Raw genomic sequence first — 18,110 nt, forward strand, 5'->3', positions numbered from 1 at the left:
AATGGCTTTTAATCAAGGTTCACAAGATGACAACAGCTTGCAAATCATCATTGCTGTTGTCATCATTTTGGTGACTGCATTCATTTTATTTAATATATATCATGAAAATATTTATATGTTTTTTATGCATATTGCATATTCTGAACTCTATCCATGGAGTTATGTTTTTGATAGAGCCGCTCTGGTAAGACAGCGGATAGGAATTGTTTCTCCAGCAGAATTAACATTTGGCGACATAATATCACTGCTTAATTTTAGCGGCCGTTTTTATGCAATGTGTCTGCTGCCCTTTGTAATTATAATTATGTTCAAGGATTGGCGATCCAGCGTTGCCGATATCTTTGTTCGCAAACTTGGGCGGGATTCTCTTCTCAAAAACAATGTAAAAACTATGGCTTGTCTTGCACCAATCGTAAACTGGCGCGGAAGTCTCTTGGACGAACCCTATGACAGCGGCCCCTGGAAGACCCCTCAACAGCCTATTCAATTTGCTGTGGCGCATGGGTTGCTTGTGGATCAAGACGGAAACCCCATCCCAGCCGATCTGATTCTCAATGAAGATAATTTGGCGGATCCACAATCTCCGGTTCTCTCTGGGAAACCTAAAGCTCACTTCAATCGCGAAAAGGCCCACGAGGTCTTTTGCCGCCAGTTCGGCCCCCTCTTTCAGGGATTCCGTGATATGCCGGCCTATCTGCAGAAGTTGGCACTCGCTTTCTTGCTGTTTGGATTGGATCAAAAAGATAAGGCTCAACAGCTTCTGGATGAGATGAACAGGTCGCTGGTTTGGCCTGGTATGGTTGAGAGAAAAAAATTTCACCTGGGGTGGCCTCCGTTTAAAAATTGCAAAGTTAATGTGGGGTATTCTATGAATCTTTCTCTGGGTTTGTCTCAAAAGAAAATAGACCAACTTTTGGAGACAAAAAGTGTCCAGAGAGCGATTTTACCCCACAATAAATATACCTACCTTGTCATACTTGCATTATACCGGTTTGCCAGAAGCAAAGGAGTATTGCCTACTTCACAATTTTTATGGCTTCGTCCAGTGAACAGAACGCTCCACTATTTATTAAACAACTTTGGACGCCGCACGGTTTGGATTGAGTGCGCCGGGCCTTGGACACACTTCCTCGCGGAAGATCAATTGCAGAAAGCCGAGCCCGGATTCCGTGGTGATTCATTGGATACGGATGCCAAGCAGGTGCTCGAAGCAGTGAATGCCGCAGAGGTCGCCGCATATGAGGAAGGATGGATCATTTCCCTGGCAGACGTGAGTAAAGCCGCCCAGCAGGGACGCCTCGGCCTCTCTGATGAAGACGATATCTCTCTTGAGAAAATAAAGACGAAAGAACTGTTTAATAATATCGGAGCTCGAAGCTAATGGCACCCAGGCCGGAAAAACAATTTTACGGCGTGGATGTATCTGAAGAGCATAAACGCCAAGAACTTGTACGAGATATACGCTCTCCGATCAGAAAGATCAGGGACGTTCTGATAACCCGCCAAGGATTTCTCCTTGTGGGAATCCTGGTTGCATTGTCTCTTCTCATTTTGCCGGCATTTTGGCCTCTCCAGTTTGGCGTTTATATTATCCTCTATTTCTTGCGCAGATCAGAGACATCCGCGGCACATTTACCCATGCGCGTACCTGACATCCACTGTGGCAAAGACTATGGAGAGCTCCCTGCATCAGGCAAATATGGCCGCGCTACAGGAAAATTCTATATAGGGAACGTCTATGACGGGACTCCCAGCGTAGGCCAGGAGCTTTGGGCCAGTCCAAGCGACCTGCTTACCCATATGATGATTCTCGGTACAACTGGATCAGGTAAAACCGAAACGCTGGTTTCTCTTGCCTTCAATTATCTCGCGCTGGGATCAGGATTCATTTACGTAGACCCGAAAGCTGCCCCCAAGCTAGTGGCCCAGCTTTACACCATGTGCCGGATCCTCGGGAGAGATGACGACTTTCTTGTCATCAACTTCGCGGCGGACAAAGCCGCCCAGGAAACTCTTCGGACCAAAGGGTATATGAGGAATCCAGTGCGGGAAACCAATACCCAGAACCCATTTGGCATCGGCACGGCCAACCAGCTTTGCCAGTTATTGTTTGCCATGATGCCCGGGGGTGACGAGGGCGGTGCCAACGAAATTTTCAGTAAAAATGCTCAAGCGGTGATTTCTGGTCTGCTGTTTGTTCTCGTGGAAATGCGAGACAAAGGCATCCGCCCTCTTTCAATCGAGCTGCTCAGGCATTACCTGATGGATTTTAACGCAGTTGACGAACTTGCTCGCAGCTCGGAATATTCCAAGATTGCCATTACTGCCCTGCAGAGCGGTCTGGCCAACGTGGGGTGGAACAAGTCTCTCAAGACACAGTCAGATACTTTCAATGATCAATTCCAGTATGCCAAGGCTTACTTTGGACAATTCTTGTCTCTCTTGGCGGACAACTATGGTCGCCAATACAATGTCAGTCATGGCGAAGTGGATCCCGTTGACGTAATTCTCGGCAGACGCGTGTTCCTCATCAATATTCCTTCCATGGACAAGGACACGAAAGAACTAAAGTCCTTGGGCCAGCTATCATTGGCCACAGTAAAAAACGCTTGTGCGGTAGGTCTCGGGGATACGATCCAGGGCAGCCTCAAAAAAGTGCTGGGCTCGCTCCCCACCGCCTGCAGCATTCCTTTCGGCATCACTGTTGACGAATTCGGCGCCATCGCCATGCCGGGTTTTGAGATTGTCCTGACCCAGGGGCGCGGCCTTGGCATTGCGGCCACCATAGCCAACCAGGATTGGGCAGGCATGATGCGGGCATCCAAAGAGGTCGCCGGCCAGATGATTTCAAATACTAAACTGAAATTCATCATGACCTGCGTCGATCCTCTTGAAACGCGCGATCTGGCGGAGAAGCTCTTTGGAAAGGCCGTGGTCATGCAAACAGGTGGCTTTTCCATCGAAAAAGGAAGTTCGACGGATCATTACAGGGATAGCCTGAATGCATCGGCGCAGCAGGTTGACAGGGTCGATTTCACAGATCTGCAGCAACAAGTGGAGGGTGAATTCCATCTTTCCTTCAAGGGACGGATGATCCGCGGAAAGATGTTTTATGCGGATCCTCCGCTGAAAGACACGCAGCAGGTCAGACTGGCCTACCAACTCAAGGTAAATACGCCGGATGTGACCATGCTGCGCGCTACTCTTGGCGATATTCGAACTCTCAAAGACGCCTTGAGGGGTATACTGGAAAAAGATATTCATCTTATGGTCCCTGAGCCCAATGAGGACATCCGCCAGTTGATGGCCACGTTCTCCAAATTTGCGGATGACGTGAGCACTCCCCGCTCACAGGTGGGCATAGAGGCATTGATGAACTTCAGCCTTGAAGATCAGAATGAAGAGCCCCCTTCTGATGACCTGGAGCCGGCAGTTGAAATAATGTCAACCGAAGACGAACCGGACCTCTCAAACTTCGCCATGGTCGATGAGGAATTGCGGAACAGCCTGAAACCGGATGGAACTTCTCCTTTGATGCATGCAGATCTGGCTGAAGAGTTCGATGGCATGCCGGTAGCGGATCTGAGAGAAGATTTTGTTGAGATCGGCCTCGCGTCAGGCTTAACCGCTGATGAAGCCGAAAGAACTGCCGCGGAAAGCGAACAGGAAATCAATGCCGCCCTGACAGTCGCGTATGCACCTCCTCTGCCGGTCCCTGAAAGCGAGGACATTGACGGAGACCTGGCCGCATTGGTGGAAAGCATGGAGATGCTCCCAAGTTTTGCAGCATCGGAGGATGTTGCCGGCGCCGATTCATCCGGGAGGGAATCGTGATCAAATATTTCTTTCTTATTGCCCTCATGGCTCTCTCCCCTACTTTCAGCCTGGCACAGGAGGTTAGGGTTTTGTCGGTTATCGATGGAGATACCCTGCGGGTCGTTGACTCCGAAGAACAGGCAATCAAAATACGACTCTATGGTGTAGATTGCCCCGAACTGGGCCAGCATTCCGGCACCAGAGCCAAAGAATTTGCAAAAAATATTCTGCAAAATAAGCGGATTATGGTGCAGTCGCAAGGCAAGGACAGATACGGCCGCACGGTGGCCATCGTCATACTTGAGGATGGCCGGAGTTTGCAGGAGCGCCTGCTTCGGGCCGGCCTGGCCTGGCACTACGGCCAATACTGCCGGCAGCTGCGGCACTGTTCTCGCTGGAAGATCCTGGAGTATTACGCGCGCCAGCAGAAACTTGGTCTTTGGAGTGAAGAAAGGCCTGTACCCCCCTGGAAGTGGCGCCACAATCTAAAAGGGCAGCGTGGCAAATGAGAATTCCAACTACCGCGCTGCCCTTTTCTATATCTAACCCCACTTTATGTTTTAGGCATAGTAACCTCACGCGGCCGTTGAGTGGCTCTTATAAGACCGCCGAGATCTCGGAGTGATGGAACAAAAAACTAAAAGAGCCTCAATATTCCGCTGAGGTGCCTGTTTTTGTGAGCTCGGGGATGAGATATGGATCCGCAAAAGTGGCGAGGAAAAAGATGCTATAATTTTTGTTAAAACATCTTTTTCCGATGAAATATACAAAGTTGATTTTTCAAAAAATTATGCCTATTATTCTTTGCATTAAATAATATTTTGCCAAGAAAAATAGGCATACTATGAAAAGCAATCCTCCTATTTCCGTGCGCCGAAGCTTAACGAGCTTGGGGGCCTCGCTAAAAAAAGCGCGTCTTCGGCGTCGTTTGCCGATGGCAATCATTGCCGACCGGGCGGGTATCAGCCGTGAAACCCTGTCCAAAATTCAGGCGGGCGATCCTGGCGTCAGCATGGGCAACTATGCCGCGGTAATTTTTGCCCTGGGATTCGGCACCGATTGGATGAGACTTGCAGATTTGTCAAATGATCCAGTGGGGCAGGCGCTTGATGAAGAACGACTTCCCCGCCGCGCTCGGGTAATTCCTACTTTTCATAAATCTTCAGAGGCTGAGTAAACATGGCTGAACCGTTTTTCGTGTATGTGGATCTCAATGGCGAGACGCACTTTACAGGACGATTATGGTTCCATGCAACGGGATCCAATGAAAGTGCATCATTCGAGTATGCCCCGGCGTGGCGCAAATCTCCTTTCTCTTTTGCATTGGAGCCAGCCCTCCAAACGGATCAGTCCGCCCACCATACGCCGATTGGCAAGGCATTATTCGGCTCAATGGGAGATTCAGCACCTGACCGTTGGGGCAGGAACCTCATGAAGCGTGAGGCCGCACGCCAGGCAAAAGCGCAAAACACCACGCCACGGACGCTACGCGAGATTGACTATCTCTTGATGGTCAATGATGAGGCCCGCATAGGCGCTCTGCGCTTTTCTAAAACATCTGGAGGCCCATTTATGGCGGCGGAGACAGAAGGTCTCCCTCCTGTGATTTCTTTGGGCAAACTTCTGCAGGCTGCCGGCAGAGTCGAAGATCGGCTTGAGATGGATCAAGACATCCAGGATATCTTTGCCCCCGGCAGCTCACTTGGTGGGGCGCGCCCAAAGGCCGCTGTCCGGAATACTGATGGAACATTGCGAATAGCCAAGTTTCCCAGTCAAAGAGACGAATGGGATGTCGAATTTTGGGAATATATAGCACTTAAAATTGCAGAAGCGGCGGGAATTCAAACGCCAAATTTTGAGCTGCAGACGGTCAAAGGTAAAAATGTGCTTCTTATGGACAGGTTTGATCGCGGGCAAGGAAATATAAGGATCCCTTATCTCTCCGCCATGAGCATGCTCCAGTACAAGGATGGAGAACAGGCAAGCTACCTTGAAATCGCGGAGGCTCTCTCAGAATACGGAGCGAATGCCTCAGAGGACAAGAAGGAGCTTTGGCTGCGGATCGTGCTCAACATTTTGATCTCGAACTACGATGATCATTTGCGCAACCATGGTTTCTTATACCAAGGAACGAACGGATGGAAACTTTCCCCTGTCTTCGATCTGGAACCCACGCCTGCAGGATACAAGGCCCGTCATCTGCACACCTTTATCGGCCTCGAAGATACTGAGGCATCTCTTGATGAAGCCTTGGCTGTTGCCGAGGAATTCGGACTTTCACTGTCTGATGCCCGTTCCAGTGCACAGCAGGTTGGAAAAGCGACTCAAACCTGGCGGCGCTGGGCTACGCAGCAGCGGGCCACTGCGGATGAGATTGACCGCATGGCTACGGCATTCGAGCATGACGATCTGCGAAAAGCCCTGGCTGCAAACAAGATCCATGTTGTCCCTGAGAAAATCAAGCCTCTTATGAGAAAAATAAAATTGTAATCTTAGATAATAATAATTATTGCTTACAAAAAACATCAGCAGTATGAAAGGCATCATAGATAAAAATCGCACAAAGGCCATCTTTCTGCTACGTAAAAACCGAACAGCCCTAGTCTGGTCCGGCGTTTCTACCTTTGAGAATAATCCCGCCACCCAGACTATCCTAGAGGGCTTTAGCGTTCCCGGGCTTACGCTGACAGAACTTGAACAGATCAAAAATATGGGAAAAGGGGTAAACCTGCTTGCTGAGCTGCTCACCAGTGAAGAATTTGACTTCGACCAAGATATCGTCTGCAAAATTCACAATGCCGTAGGCCTGGAAGAAGCATTGACCTGGGGAAAATTCAGAAATGATACAGTTGGCATTCAGAACGTAGACTATACGCCTCCCGGGCCCGACAAACTCCCTCAGATCTGGCATGACGTTCAGACAAAAGAGGAAAAACTGATTGCTGAAAATAAACCGGAACTGGCTTCTGCCGAAGCTTTTTGCCAAATGTCACGGTCACAATTTTTCTTTGACTGCAATAAGCGGACAGCTTGGCTCATGTCCCTGGGTATTCTTGTTGATGCCGGATACCCCCCCATACGCTCTCAACGTGCGGGACAAATTGCGTTTTAATGAGACCCTGACCGCGTTCTACAACTCAGGTGATTCAACCAATATGGTGAATCTTCTTCTTGAATACGCCGGCGTTCCCCAAAAGCAGCATGTGCAACGCGCCGGCCGCAAACCAAGGATGTAGAATACTATCTACACACGGCCTGTGCCAGTTCTGCCCAGTCCGTTGTCAGCCGCGGCGAACAGCGGCCCCGGCGCACATGCCAGGCGGCATTTTTCGGCCCTTCCGCCCCAAAATGGACGGAACGCCGCCCGTAGCGCCGATTGAGCTTATCCATCGTGCCCATAAGCGCTTCCCGGCGGCTGTCCCGTATCGTCGTCGCCAGCTGCAGCAAATTGCCCTGCCTCACGTCCTTGCCTTCGATCTCGTAGAGCATGACGCCTGCCTTAGCGTAGGCAAAGCCTTCCTGGAAGATGGAATCCAGGGCCCGCTTAACTGCCCGGATCAAATCAGCGGTGTCCGCCGTGGGAACCTGAAACGGCACATAGGCCGTCTGATCGTAGCGGCGCCCCGCTCCATGGCGTGAGGTACGGATGTGCGCGGCGATCCCGCCCGCCACTAGCCCCTCGCCACGTAACCGCTCCCCTGCCCTGGCCGCATAGGTTGCCAGTGCTTCGGCCAGACTTTCCTTATCACGAACCTTGCTCCCGAATGAACGGGAGGAAACCAGCGTCTTGCGCGCCACGGGCGTGTCGCTTTCGCCAATGCAGGGAATGCCGCGCAACTCCAGGGAGGTATGCCAGCCGGTGATCGTCAAAACCCTACGCAACCAGATATCATCAGCCCGTTTCAGATCCAGGGCCGTATGAACAGCCTGGGCCCGGAGCTTGCGTGCTTGGCGCCGACCGATCCCCCAGACCTCATCCACGGACGTGCGGGCCAGTACACGGTCAATGTCGGCTTCCGCCCTGGCCAAGGAAAAGGCCCCACCGTATTCCTCATGGGCCTTGGCGATGTGGTTGGCGATCTTGGCGAGCGTACGGGTGGTAGCCACGCCCACGGATACGGTTATTCCGGTCCAGCGCAGAACCGTGGCGCGCAGGTCGCGGCAGAACGCGGGCAGATTGGCCCGTAGGGGTGCGTCCAGTTGGAGAAATGCCTCGTCTATGGAATACTGCTCCACCACCGGACAGCAGTGTTCCAATGTGGCCATGACTCGGGCCGATATATCACCATAAAGAGAGTAATTAGATGAAAACACCACCACGCCGTGCCGCTTAAGCAAGGCCCGGGCCTTGAACTCCGGCTCGCCCATTGGAATACCCAGAGCTTTGGCTTCTGCCGAGCGGGCTACTATGCAGCCGTCGTTATTGGATAGCACCACTAACGGGCGGCCGTTAAGGTCAGGTCGGAAGAGCCTTTCGCAGGAAGCATAAAAGTTGTTGCAATCAACAAGAGCCCACAGATTTTTTGTAAAATCAAGCATAAGCGGCGTACCGGAAAAATTTTGCCTTTATTTTCAATAAATATCATTGTAAAAATATATTGCAAACAGCAATATACATATTTGAAAGTTAATATTGATGGATTTATTTAAATTATTATCCGTAGAAGTGAATCATACTTTATAAGAGAAGAGGTGCCATTATAATGAACGTTGTAATCACCAGATTGATTCAAGACGGGAAGCAAATAGAAGTCGGCTTTTACGATGCAATGGAGGATTGGGGGTGGGCTGCCAGAATTGATGGCAAAAAAATTTCCCTCCGACACAAGAATATTGTTACACTTGATCAATTTGCCGAAGGGTATTCATCCGATCAACAAGGTAAAATCGAAGCTATGCGCGAGGCTGGCGTAACCCATATGCTGGGTGACAAAATAGCTTTGTATCGAGGAGAACTGGACCAACTGGAGACAGCGCGCGCGGCAGCGAAGACCAGTTATAGCAAGGTCGTAGCATCGCATATCGCTGAAGGCGAGTACTTTAAAGTTCTGCATTTGAATGATTCTAAAGTAGAAATTTGTGTGGCCAGGTACTTGACTTCATTGGAAAAGGAGCAATTCCACTCCGACTATCAGGACGTGATGCTTTTCCCCATACCCGGTACAAACTGCGAACTGCAATATGTAGGCTGGAGAGATCTCCCGGCAATTTTAGGCTACCGTGCACCTACGCATACCATGCCGGGTTGTAATTATCGGATATGGCTCATTTCCGATGATGAGGAACGCGAAGCTATCGCCATTGAAGAACGGCGCGCGGTGGCCATGTCCGCGAAGCCAGAGGAATTGATTATCAACCCTGACTACGCCCATATGTCAGCACAACAGCTTAGCGCCGCTGCGCGAGAATATGATTTAGTCAATAACGAAGGAGCGGAAGGCTTCAATCCCTATCGAGATCGCCGATATATCCCCAACCCAGCCGTTGAAGCATGGAAACAGGCAACACGGGTTATCTTTAAGCCACAGAATGGTGATGATGAAGCATCGCTAAAAAAAGGAGACATGGAACCATCGCCATCGGGAAACGTTACGAAAACTCCAAGCCCCCGAAACCGGAGAAGGTGATCATCCTTCAAGCTACTTGACCATCTTTACTTGGGGGCAGATTAGGGGGCAACAAATTTCACATAATACAAATTTTTATAAAAATTACGCTATGTTATATTCACTGTTTAAAGTTCACCCTCTCCGCCAGAATTTAGTTTCAGCTTGTATAAGAAATACCGGAAGTCATTGCTAGGAAATGATTTCCGGTCTTTCTTTTGTCTAACGATGTATAGCTAAGACTAATAAAATCTGCCTCTTGTCTGGGTAACTTCATGGGTATAATGCTGAAAGCAAGTTCACTCGAAAAAAGTTACCCATCCAAGCAGGAGGCGGCGAAATGGCTTTGACTATCAAGGGAATCGAAGCGGCAAAGCCGAAAATCAGCAAGACCTCGGGCAAGGCGAAGCTCGTCCGCCTGTCAGACGGCAACGGCCTCTTTCTGGAAGTCACCGAGACAAGCAAGCGCTGGCGAGTGCGCTACCACTTTGAGGGTAAGGAGCAAATGCTCTCCCTTGGCGTGTATCCGGTTGTCGGCCTCAAGGATGCGCGGGACAAGAACTTCCTTTTGCGCCAGCAAATCGCCCAGGGCATCAATCCGGCGATTGAGCGGAAGAAGGAAAAGAGCCAGATAAAAGAAGCTGTGCAAGAAGAGAAGCGCATAGCCAAAGGCGAGGCGCACCCCATGAGCGTGGAAGCCGTGGCCCTTGATTGGCTGGAGGACATCCGCAAAACGTGGAAGCAAAGCACCTATGACGGCGAGAAGACGCGCATCATCAAGCACATCATCGGCCCGCTCGGCAGTATGCGCGTGGACGAGGTGAAGCCCGCAGCCGTGCGGGCGCTGTTCCAGCAGCTTGAGGCCGAAGGCAAGTACGACACCCTGCGCAAGATTGCCGAGAACACAGTACGCATTTTCAACTTCGGCATAGCTGTGGGAAAGTGCGAGAACAACCCAGCTTATTCCATTTGGAAGGGGCTTTCCTTCAAGCGGCCTGACCCGAACCGGGGCTTTGCCACAATCACCAGCCCGGATAAGGTCGGCAAGCTCCTGCTGGCTCTGGACAGCACCATGACCGAGAAGTGCGGCCTTGAGGTATCCACGGCCCTTCGAATCGCACCATACGTCTTTCTGCGACCCGGTTCCCTCACTTGGGGAGAATGGAGTGAAATTGACTGGCAGAGAGGGAATGGCGCATTCCGGGCTTTAAAATGAAGAACAACAAGCCGCATGTCGTGCCGCTGGCCCGTCAGGTGGTAGAGCACTTGGAAAATCTGCGCCGCTATACGGGTGAGGGGCAATACCTTTTCCCGTCCTATGGCAAGAGCGGACACCTGACCACAAACTCCCTGCTTAAAGCTATCCACTCAGCCGGGTGCGGCTCAAAGGAGTTTACCTCACACGGATTCCGACACATGGCGGTTACCCTGCTCAAGGAGTTGGGCTTCCCGCATGACGTGATCTATCTGCAATTGTCGCACACGCTGGAACGGGATGCGGCAAAGGCGGCGTATGACAAAGCGCAGCTTTTACCTCAAAGGAAAGAGATGATGCAGAGCTACGCCGACTATCTGGACGGCTTGCGCGAGGAAGCCCGGCAAAGGTCCTGAACTTGGCAGGAAGGCCGTAGCTGTGGTTTGTCTTGGTCGAGCGGGACGGTCGCCCACGTTTTACGAAGTAAAGCATAGTGGGCTATACTTCTGCCTTACGCAAAGATTCAGAAAAGGCACGACTACGCTTTTCCCCTCACTCTGGATGTGACAAACCAACCTCAATTCCGGGGCGTCACGGAGTTTGCAGCGCGACACTTTTTGATGGGTGCCACTCACAAACGCCGCGCCGCCCCTTTCGTCTTCTCAAGCTCCGAAAAACAGCGCCTATGTTGCCCGATGTGGCGGGATGAGGCTGGCAGTTGCCATAAGAGGCTGAATGTGGCCCGATGGGGCCAGTTGGGGCCGAAGCGCCCATTTTTTTGATTCCAGCCACAACCAGCCACTACCGGCAACATCTGGCCACAGAAATTGAGGGCCGGACATGCAAAGTAGCTTACCTTCGGTAAGACTTCGCGACCGGCCCTTCGGGTAAGAGCTTATTCGCAGCTGGAAGCTGCTCAACGCTGAATGCGGGTACTTAGGCTTCATACTTGCAGTAATGAACCGAGGTAGATAGAATAATATCCTGAACTCAGAAAGGACATTTCAATGCTGCGTGATAGCCAAGAACCGTTAACCGATGATAGTGACAATATTTCAGCTAAAAGCGCGTATAGTCAGTATATGACCCCTACACGCGTAGCTGAATTCATGGCTAGCCTTTTTTCCAAGTTCAGCCCAAGGAAAAATATTCGCTTTCTTGACGCAGGCGCGGGCAAGGGCGCTTTGACATGCGCTTTCTTGCGTTTTTACACAAAAGTACTTTTAAAGATAAATAATCCTACTTTTGATCTTTTTGAGATTGACAATACACTTGCAAAAGAGCTTGAGTTAAACGTTAGAAATGTTGTTCCTATTCTGAGTGATAATATACAAATTATTAATTTTGATTTTTTAGAATTAGCACCCTTGTTGATAAATGAAGGTAAGGGTCAGTATTCTCATATCATGCTCAACCCCCCGTATAAAAAGATGCATGGAGGATCTCGTTACGCAAAAATCTTACAATCTAATAAAATTAATGCAGTTAATTTGTATACCGCCTTTGTATCATTGGCTATTAGGCTATTAGATAGAAAAGGAGAACTGGTTGCAATAATTCCAAGAAGTTTCTGTAATGGATTTTATCATAAAAAATTCAGAGAATTAATTTTCGATAATTGTTCAATTGAACATATCCATTTGTTTAGATCAAGAACAAGAGTATTCAAACAAGACAAGATACTACAAGAAAATATTATAGTTTTATTAAAAAAAGATTCAAAGCAAAAAGAAGTAAATATTTCTATATCAAACGATGACCATTTCAAGGACTTTAGGCAAGAAAGCTTTCCTTTTTCCGAAGTGGTTCATCCTGATGACATAAACAAATTTATAAGAATTCCTATAGCTAGTTCTATCACTGGGCGCTTAGCTGTGGGCGCCTCACTTGCGGATCTAGGGGTCGATGTTTCAACAGGGCCGGTCGTAGATTTTCGAGCACTTGATTTTCTTCACCAGATGCCCGAGTCAGGCGATGTACCGTTAATTTATCCCGGACATCTAAATGGCACCACAGAGTGGCCTAAAAGAGAATTTAGAAAACCAAATGCAATTCGTTTCTGCAATGAAACAGAAAAGCTTCTTTTCCCTACTGGTTTCTATGTGGCTATCCGAAGAATGTCTTCAAAGGAAGAACAACGGAGAATCGTGGCCCACTTAATAGACCCTAAAAATTTCCATGGATTCAAATACTTGGGATTTGAAAATCACCTCAATATTATTCATTCCAATAAAAAAAGCCTCTCGGAGTCTTTAGCTTATGGACTTGTTGGATATTTGAACTCAAGCTATGTTAACTCTTTGTTTCACTGTTTTAACGGCCACACCCAAGTCAATGCAACTGATTTGCGTTCTATAAAGTATCCCTCTCTTGATTCTTTATTATACTTAGGTGACTGGATTAAAAATCAAAAGATCAAGTGTCAGACTAAAATAGACGAAAAAATCCGATCCAACATTCCAATCCAATGAATAAAATTAACTATAGAGGTTAATATGTACAGCAGAAGCCCCAGAACTCAAGATATCTCTTGGTTTCTAGACCTCTATCGCCAGGAAAAGATAGATCTAGACCCTCCTTACCAAAGGAAAAGTGTTTGGAGCGGTAGAGATAGAAGATTTTTTATCGATACTGTTCTAAGGAACTACCCTTCCCCACCAATTTATCTGTGTAAAAAAATTGATGATAAAGGTAATATTACCTATGACGTCGTTGACGGCAAGCAGAGGCTGGAAACAATATTTTTATTTTTTAACAATAAAATATCTGCTGGGCGTGATTTTGGCGATGATAGAGTTAATGGAAAACGTTGGAAGAAAATAAATGAGGAAAAGCAATTTAGAGAAGTGTTTCTTAATTATGAAATTATAGTAGAACATGTTACTATACCAGACAATGCACCAATTACAATTAATGAAGTTTTCGACAGACTAAATAGAAATTCTAGAAAACTTACTGAACAAGAACTGAGACATGCAAAATATGATGGATGGTTTATCTCCTTTTGTGAGAAAATGGCGGATAAATCTTTTTGGGAGCAGGTAAAAATTGCAACAAAAGCACGAACAAAAAGGATGCGTGATGTACAATTTATATCAGAACTGCTCATGGTTTCGATAGAACAAAAAATACATGGTTTTGACCAAGCATTGATTGATAAGTTTTATTCAGCTTATGACATACCAGCTGAAGAAGGAGATGAAGACATTGCCTTTGATTCGTATGCCCTGGAAGAAAAATTCCAATCTACTTTAAATATTCTTGAAGAAATGGAACGGTTCAATGCATGCGTTTCGACCTTTGCTTCTGATCAAAAACATCTATATACACTATGGGCAGCGATCTCTAGCACTGAAAGCGTAGATGTAAACAGGGCCTCTGAAGCGTACTCGGTTTTCATGGCTCAAGTTGGAGCTTTTATTGCTGCACAATCTGAATATGAGGATAATGAAGAATATCTCTCGTCTGTGGATGTTCCGAGTTATGTAAGAAAATACGCAGCTGGTTCTCAAGGGGCTAGCACAGATTTGCCTCAAAGAGAAAGCCGCCTTAGTGCTTTAACCGAAGCTCTGCAAAGTTAAATGAAGTCATGAAAATAGCATCTTGTATCAGAGAGATCTATAAAGAACGCTTTGAGCTATACGGAATTTTAAAAAAATTGGTTGATGAAATTATTCGATCTCAAAAGAACGATCGTTGGCACTTTGAAAGCAGGATAAAGGAAGAATTAAGCTATGCACTCAAGCTTGAAACTGGTCGCTATTCTTCCCCAGATATTGATGATTTTTATGCTGCTACAATTGTTGTCGAGGATTATTCTAAAATAGATCAAGCTCTTGATCTCGTCAGTAATAATTTTGAAATTTTAATAAAGAGGCCGACGGATAATGTTTTTGGTAAACAGAAGCCATGGGATTTTCAATTCACCGATATACGTCTTGTTTGTCAATTAGGCGAAAAATGGAGCGATAAGACTGGATTATGTAACCTTAACTTTGAAATACAAATCAAAACTTTCTTGCAACACGCTTGGAGCATTGCGACCCATGATTTGGTTTACAAATCACACTCGCCAAACTGGGCGCTTGAGCGAGTTGCATACCAACTGAAGTCAATGCTAGAGCACGCCGAATTAAGTATTTTGGAGGCTAAAACACTAGGGGAGTCAAAACTTCTTCAAAGGGATCACTTAGATTATCGTCATATTGAAGAGTGTATTTCAATATTTCACGAGTTTTGGGACGAAAAAGAGCTTCCGCCTGACCTCAAAAGACTTGCAGAAAATACGTCACAATTTTTAAAACTTTATGAATCTTCCGTTGGTGAGTTGCGCGCTGCTTTAGAGGCAAAGAAGGCTGAACTAGGTGGCAACTTGTATCTCAATATATCCCCTTTCAATACTATCATTGAAGCTCTCTATTCTAAGGACAGAGCTAAATTTATTACCTGCTTGGACAAACTGGAATCAAAAAAGCGTAGCTTAATAATTCCGAATGATGTGGGGCCTGCTGTTGATGGCGAAATTTGTAAACGAAAATGTATTGTCATTGTTAAACAGTAAGTTTTGACTATTTATTTAATTTAATCGCAATTCGACTAACAATTTCCGCCATTAGTTCTTCAAATGAATACTCATATGGTGAAAGCACTTGCTTTACACATACATGTTTTAATTGAACGCATTCCGCACAGTCAGTTGGCTGTAGGAACTTTGCTTCTAGCCCTTTCAATACCCAGTCAGGATTCACTCTTCTCTTCCGCCACAACGTCAAAAGCCATTCTGCCGGAACTCTCCCTTTCTTCTTGGCCAACGCTATTGACGATTGCTTAATTCCTAAAAAATCAGCTAACTCGACCTGCGTTCTACATCCTGCTGCCTCAAAAACGCGATCCAGCGGTGTGGGCATGGGCTTGCTCCTTGTTGGTATTGCTATGCCTGTTTAGCTACCAAGTTTAGAGTAGATGTTCAATACATCACTTGATAAATTTATCAGCTATTTTTAAATCAGGTGTCGAGTATGAACAATGAATGAAGCAAAGACCTCCCTCAAAATTCGGTGCGGCCCTAGTACAAGAATATAAAAAGCGCGGGCTTACTCAATACAGCCTTGCCAAGAAAATGGAACGGAGCGCCCGCTATCTGAACAATCTTGAGCATGACAGAAGTGAGCCGCGCTTCACCACCATACTCTTGCTTGCTGACGCTATAGGCATGGAGCCGGGCGAATTGGTGAACGCCGCCGCCACGTTAAGTTGGGCCGCCTCGGGTGAGCGAACTATGGAGAATCAAGAAGAAGAGAAAGCTCCCAAAAAGAAGGCCGAGGGCAAAAAAAGCAAGAAAAAATGAGAAAATTTTAGCCGGGTAACTTTCAGGGTAAGAAATTTTTGCTATCTAAATAAATTCAATAATTCATTATAGATATAAATGTATTTCAAATCTCTCCCTCTCCGCCATATTTCAAGGGGTTACTGAAAAACAGTAACCCCTTTTTCATTGGTGGAACTTTGACAATTGGTGATTTGATTGGTGATTGCAGTGACACGCCGATCAGATTGAATCGAAATGTCATTCCGTTTGAAAAATTTTTGTTACGACGAATGGTGCACAATTGACACACATTGATAGTGCAAGGGCGGGATTGAAACCCCGCCCTTGTTGTATGGAGCCCCCCCGCCGGGGGGGTCTCCATACAAAAAACCGACAAGTTTGCGCTTGCCGGGGGCCGTGGGCGGCGTTGTCGCGTCGCTCGGTGGGGGCCTAACCGCCCCCGCCTGCCTTCAAAAAATTACTTGCCAAGAATCGCCAAGCACAGCGCATATCCAGATAATCAGCCCACGCCTGCAACATTTTGCGTCGCTCCGTAAGCAGGTCTGAACGCTGGTAGGCTGCGGCTGATTTATGGATTTCTCCCGGTGAAAACGCGAAACGCTTCGCAAGCCTGGGACTTGATGCGAAAATCTTCCCCTTTCTGGTCGATGCGACGAAAGAGTTACCATTCGCTCATGAATATTTCGACATGATCATCAGCGTGGACTCATACCAGTATTTTGGCGGGAACGAGGCCATGCTGCCGAACCTCCTGTCCTTTGTGAAGAAAGGCGGACTGATGGCGGCTGCCGTACCCGGATTCACACAAGACTTCCCCGAAGGGCAACTGCCGAAGGAGGCTCAGCCCTTCTGGATGCCGGAGTGGTATTTTTATTCCTGCGACTGGTGGCGGGCATTATGGGAAAAAGAACCCGGCATAACGATCACTACGTTGCGTGAAATGAGTTCATGCAAGCAGGCCTGGGATGATTGGCTGCAATCTCCCTCCCTGCATGCGCAACACTATGTTGCCATGATGGAAGCGGGAGTTGGAAAATATTTCAATATTATCCAGATGGTAGCTCAAAAAGTTTAATCAGTGACCGCATGTGAATCTGCATTGACCACTCCCCCAAAGCACAGCGCACAGCAAGGCGTTCACACAGCAAGCGTCTTGGCTGATGCGCTGATGCCTTCTGTGTGCAGTTGGAAAGGCGGGATTTGCCCAATCCGACGCGGCAGTGTTTTAGGAAGCTCCGCTGACAAGCCTCACGTTGGCGTTCTGTCGTCCTTTTTGCGTAAACAGCCCGCAAGGCCATGCCAAGCGGGCTGTTTACTTGCCAATCGGATGAATTGTTGATTCTTCGCCACACAAAATCCCAACCATTTCAGGGAACTATGATATTCCCGTTTTTATTGGCGGCAGAGCGACGACGAAATTTCGTCGATCAATTTTCATTTGTAATATCAGCATATTACATCATTATATCTGCCTTTCTATTTCAAAGCCTATGGCGAAACTTCGCTATATAGCAATAGCAATATCCATCAACAGACTAATTTTATTAAATTTAATATTCTGGAACAGCTCTTGCTATAAAGAATATCAATATTTATTATACTTTCACCAGTAACAGGAGATCGTTATGCCGACCCCAGCGTATATGACCATTACCGGCGAGCGTCAGGGCAACATCACCGCCAACAACTTTACCGAAGCCTCGGTGGGCAACATCTATCAGGAAGGGCACGAAAACGAGACCCTTATCGAGGCCTTCGAGCACAAGATCCTGCTGCCCCGCGACCCGCAGTCCGGCCAGCCCACGGGCCAGCGCGTGCACCAGCCCCTGAAGATCACCAAGGTCATGGACAAGTGTTCTCCCCTGCTCTACCGCGCTCTTACCAGCGGCGAGCGCCTGCCCAAGGTGGAACTCAAATTCTACCGCACCTCGGCCCAAGGCACCATGGAACATTATTTCACCATGACGCTGGAAGACGCCATCATTACGGACATCACCACCTACATGCCCAACTGTCAGGACCCCGGCATGGCGCATTTCACCCATCTTGAGGACGTGCAGTTCACGTACCGCAAGCTCACCAAGACCCACGAAATCGCCAGTACCTCGGAAAGCGACGACTGGCGCAAGCCGCAGAGCGCTTAGCCGCCTGGGGCGCGGTTGCC

The 18,110-nt window shown here is 47.8% G+C and carries 17 protein-coding genes; 15 read left to right on the forward strand and 2 right to left on the reverse strand.

The features are described from left to right. Window position 1: 1 nt before the first annotated feature. The 6 genes from AXF13_RS16715 (at window position 2) to AXF13_RS16000 (ending at window position 6,928) form a co-directional block, all read left to right on the forward strand. Window positions 2–1,381, forward strand: coding sequence for a secretion/conjugation apparatus DotM-related subunit (locus AXF13_RS16715; protein WP_150116135.1), 1,380 nt, complete (start codon window positions 2–4; stop codon window positions 1,379–1,381). A 137-nt stretch (window positions 1,382–1,518) separates the two neighbouring features. Continuing rightward, window positions 1,519–3,834, forward strand: a complete 2,316-nt coding sequence (locus AXF13_RS08315; protein ID WP_190276333.1) for a type IV secretory system conjugative DNA transfer family protein — start codon at window positions 1,519–1,521, stop codon at window positions 3,832–3,834. Then, window positions 3,831–4,325 carry a thermonuclease family protein gene (locus tag AXF13_RS08320; RefSeq protein ID WP_062252523.1) on the forward strand — a complete coding sequence of 165 codons (495 nt, stop codon included), beginning with the start codon at window positions 3,831–3,833 and terminating at the stop codon, window positions 4,323–4,325. The genes AXF13_RS08315 and AXF13_RS08320 overlap by 4 nt, the downstream gene beginning before the upstream one ends. 335 nt (window positions 4,326–4,660) lie before the next feature. After that, a complete protein-coding gene (locus AXF13_RS08325; protein ID WP_083522027.1) occupies window positions 4,661–4,993 on the forward strand; it encodes a helix-turn-helix domain-containing protein in 333 nt (110 codons plus the stop codon). 2 nt (window positions 4,994–4,995) lie between these two features. Beyond that, window positions 4,996–6,306, forward strand: coding sequence for a type II toxin-antitoxin system HipA family toxin (locus AXF13_RS08330; protein ID WP_062252526.1), 1,311 nt, complete (start codon window positions 4,996–4,998; stop codon window positions 6,304–6,306). A gap of 43 nt (window positions 6,307–6,349) precedes the next feature. Further along, window positions 6,350–6,928 (forward strand): Fic family protein, encoded by a 579-nt coding sequence (locus AXF13_RS16000; protein ID WP_083522028.1) that lies wholly within the window; start codon window positions 6,350–6,352, stop codon window positions 6,926–6,928. Between the two features lie 128 nt (window positions 6,929–7,056). Here AXF13_RS16000 and AXF13_RS08340 read toward each other — a convergent pair whose 3' ends face one another. Continuing rightward, window positions 7,057–8,355: a Y-family DNA polymerase gene (locus AXF13_RS08340; protein WP_062252529.1), complete on the reverse strand. Its 1,299-nt coding sequence runs from the start codon at window positions 8,353–8,355 to the stop codon at window positions 7,057–7,059. 164 nt (window positions 8,356–8,519) lie between these two features. On the opposite strand from AXF13_RS08340, the gene AXF13_RS08345 reads away from it, so the two are divergent. The 6 genes from AXF13_RS08345 to AXF13_RS08360 all read left to right on the forward strand — a co-directional run bounded on the left by AXF13_RS08345 (window position 8,520) and on the right by AXF13_RS08360 (window position 15,178). Then, window positions 8,520–9,443, forward strand: a complete 924-nt coding sequence (locus AXF13_RS08345) for a hypothetical protein (RefSeq protein WP_062252531.1) — start codon at window positions 8,520–8,522, stop codon at window positions 9,441–9,443. A 319-nt stretch (window positions 9,444–9,762) separates the two neighbouring features. Continuing rightward, window positions 9,763–10,638 carry a tyrosine-type recombinase/integrase gene (locus tag AXF13_RS08350; RefSeq protein ID WP_062252533.1) on the forward strand — a complete coding sequence of 292 codons (876 nt, stop codon included), beginning with the start codon at window positions 9,763–9,765 and terminating at the stop codon, window positions 10,636–10,638. Beyond that, the gene (locus tag AXF13_RS08355) at window positions 10,635–11,033 is read left to right on the forward strand and encodes a tyrosine-type recombinase/integrase (protein WP_062252535.1); all 399 of its coding nucleotides are present in this window, start codon (window positions 10,635–10,637) and stop codon (window positions 11,031–11,033) included. Before AXF13_RS08350 ends, AXF13_RS08355 begins: the two co-directional genes overlap by 4 nt. A gap of 591 nt (window positions 11,034–11,624) precedes the next feature. Then, window positions 11,625–13,088 (forward strand): Eco57I restriction-modification methylase domain-containing protein, encoded by a 1,464-nt coding sequence (locus AXF13_RS16005; protein ID WP_083522029.1) that lies wholly within the window; start codon window positions 11,625–11,627, stop codon window positions 13,086–13,088. A gap of 24 nt (window positions 13,089–13,112) precedes the next feature. After that, on the forward strand, window positions 13,113–14,198 hold the full coding sequence (locus AXF13_RS16010) for a DUF262 domain-containing protein (RefSeq protein ID WP_083522030.1): 1,086 nt from the start codon (window positions 13,113–13,115) through the stop codon (window positions 14,196–14,198). Between the two features lie 8 nt (window positions 14,199–14,206). After that, window positions 14,207–15,178 carry a nucleotidyltransferase family protein gene (locus tag AXF13_RS08360; protein ID WP_062252537.1) on the forward strand — a complete coding sequence of 324 codons (972 nt, stop codon included), beginning with the start codon at window positions 14,207–14,209 and terminating at the stop codon, window positions 15,176–15,178. Window positions 15,179–15,185: 7 nt separating this feature from the next. Here AXF13_RS08360 and AXF13_RS16015 read toward each other — a convergent pair whose 3' ends face one another. Further along, on the reverse strand, window positions 15,186–15,524 hold the full coding sequence (locus AXF13_RS16015; protein ID WP_083522031.1) for a helix-turn-helix domain-containing protein: 339 nt from the start codon (window positions 15,522–15,524) through the stop codon (window positions 15,186–15,188). A gap of 122 nt (window positions 15,525–15,646) precedes the next feature. Between AXF13_RS16015 and AXF13_RS08365 the strand changes: the two genes are divergently transcribed. From AXF13_RS08365 to AXF13_RS08375, 3 genes are all read left to right on the forward strand, one after another. Continuing rightward, window positions 15,647–15,964 carry a helix-turn-helix domain-containing protein gene (locus tag AXF13_RS08365; protein ID WP_083522032.1) on the forward strand — a complete coding sequence of 106 codons (318 nt, stop codon included), beginning with the start codon at window positions 15,647–15,649 and terminating at the stop codon, window positions 15,962–15,964. A 670-nt stretch (window positions 15,965–16,634) separates the two neighbouring features. After that, a complete protein-coding gene (locus AXF13_RS08370; protein WP_223299882.1) occupies window positions 16,635–17,021 on the forward strand; it encodes a hypothetical protein in 387 nt (128 codons plus the stop codon). A gap of 550 nt (window positions 17,022–17,571) precedes the next feature. Then, window positions 17,572–18,090, forward strand: coding sequence for an Hcp family type VI secretion system effector (locus AXF13_RS08375; RefSeq protein WP_008684977.1), 519 nt, complete (start codon window positions 17,572–17,574; stop codon window positions 18,088–18,090). Window positions 18,091–18,110: the final 20 nt, after the last annotated feature.

The sequence above is a fragment of the Desulfovibrio fairfieldensis genome (genome assembly GCF_001553605.1).
Taxonomy (GTDB): Bacteria; Desulfobacterota; Desulfovibrionia; order Desulfovibrionales; family Desulfovibrionaceae; genus Desulfovibrio; species Desulfovibrio fairfieldensis.

Bases quoted from the DNA above. Each gene is read 5' to 3' on its own strand.
- AXF13_RS08355 (WP_062252535.1), top strand. From the start codon at position 10,635: ATGAAGAACAACAAGCCGCATGTCGTGCCGCTGGCCCGTCAGGTGGTA.
- AXF13_RS16015 (WP_083522031.1), bottom strand. From the start codon at position 15,524: ATGCCCACACCGCTGGATCGCGTTTTTGAGGCAGCAGGATGTAGAACG.
- AXF13_RS08365 (WP_083522032.1), top strand. From the start codon at position 15,647: ATGAAGCAAAGACCTCCCTCAAAATTCGGTGCGGCCCTAGTACAAGAA.
- AXF13_RS08330 (WP_062252526.1), top strand. From the start codon at position 4,996: ATGGCTGAACCGTTTTTCGTGTATGTGGATCTCAATGGCGAGACGCAC.
- AXF13_RS08375 (WP_008684977.1), top strand. From the start codon at position 17,572: ATGCCGACCCCAGCGTATATGACCATTACCGGCGAGCGTCAGGGCAAC.
- AXF13_RS08370 (WP_223299882.1), top strand. From the start codon at position 16,635: ATGATCATCAGCGTGGACTCATACCAGTATTTTGGCGGGAACGAGGCC.
- AXF13_RS16010 (WP_083522030.1), top strand. From the start codon at position 13,113: ATGTACAGCAGAAGCCCCAGAACTCAAGATATCTCTTGGTTTCTAGAC.
- AXF13_RS08340 (WP_062252529.1), bottom strand. From the start codon at position 8,355: ATGCTTGATTTTACAAAAAATCTGTGGGCTCTTGTTGATTGCAACAAC.
- AXF13_RS16000 (WP_083522028.1), top strand. From the start codon at position 6,350: ATGAAAGGCATCATAGATAAAAATCGCACAAAGGCCATCTTTCTGCTA.
- AXF13_RS08360 (WP_062252537.1), top strand. From the start codon at position 14,207: ATGAAAATAGCATCTTGTATCAGAGAGATCTATAAAGAACGCTTTGAG.
- AXF13_RS08325 (WP_083522027.1), top strand. From the start codon at position 4,661: ATGAAAAGCAATCCTCCTATTTCCGTGCGCCGAAGCTTAACGAGCTTG.
- AXF13_RS08350 (WP_062252533.1), top strand. From the start codon at position 9,763: ATGGCTTTGACTATCAAGGGAATCGAAGCGGCAAAGCCGAAAATCAGC.
- AXF13_RS16715 (WP_150116135.1), top strand. From the start codon at position 2: ATGGCTTTTAATCAAGGTTCACAAGATGACAACAGCTTGCAAATCATC.
- AXF13_RS16005 (WP_083522029.1), top strand. From the start codon at position 11,625: ATGCTGCGTGATAGCCAAGAACCGTTAACCGATGATAGTGACAATATT.
- AXF13_RS08345 (WP_062252531.1), top strand. From the start codon at position 8,520: ATGAACGTTGTAATCACCAGATTGATTCAAGACGGGAAGCAAATAGAA.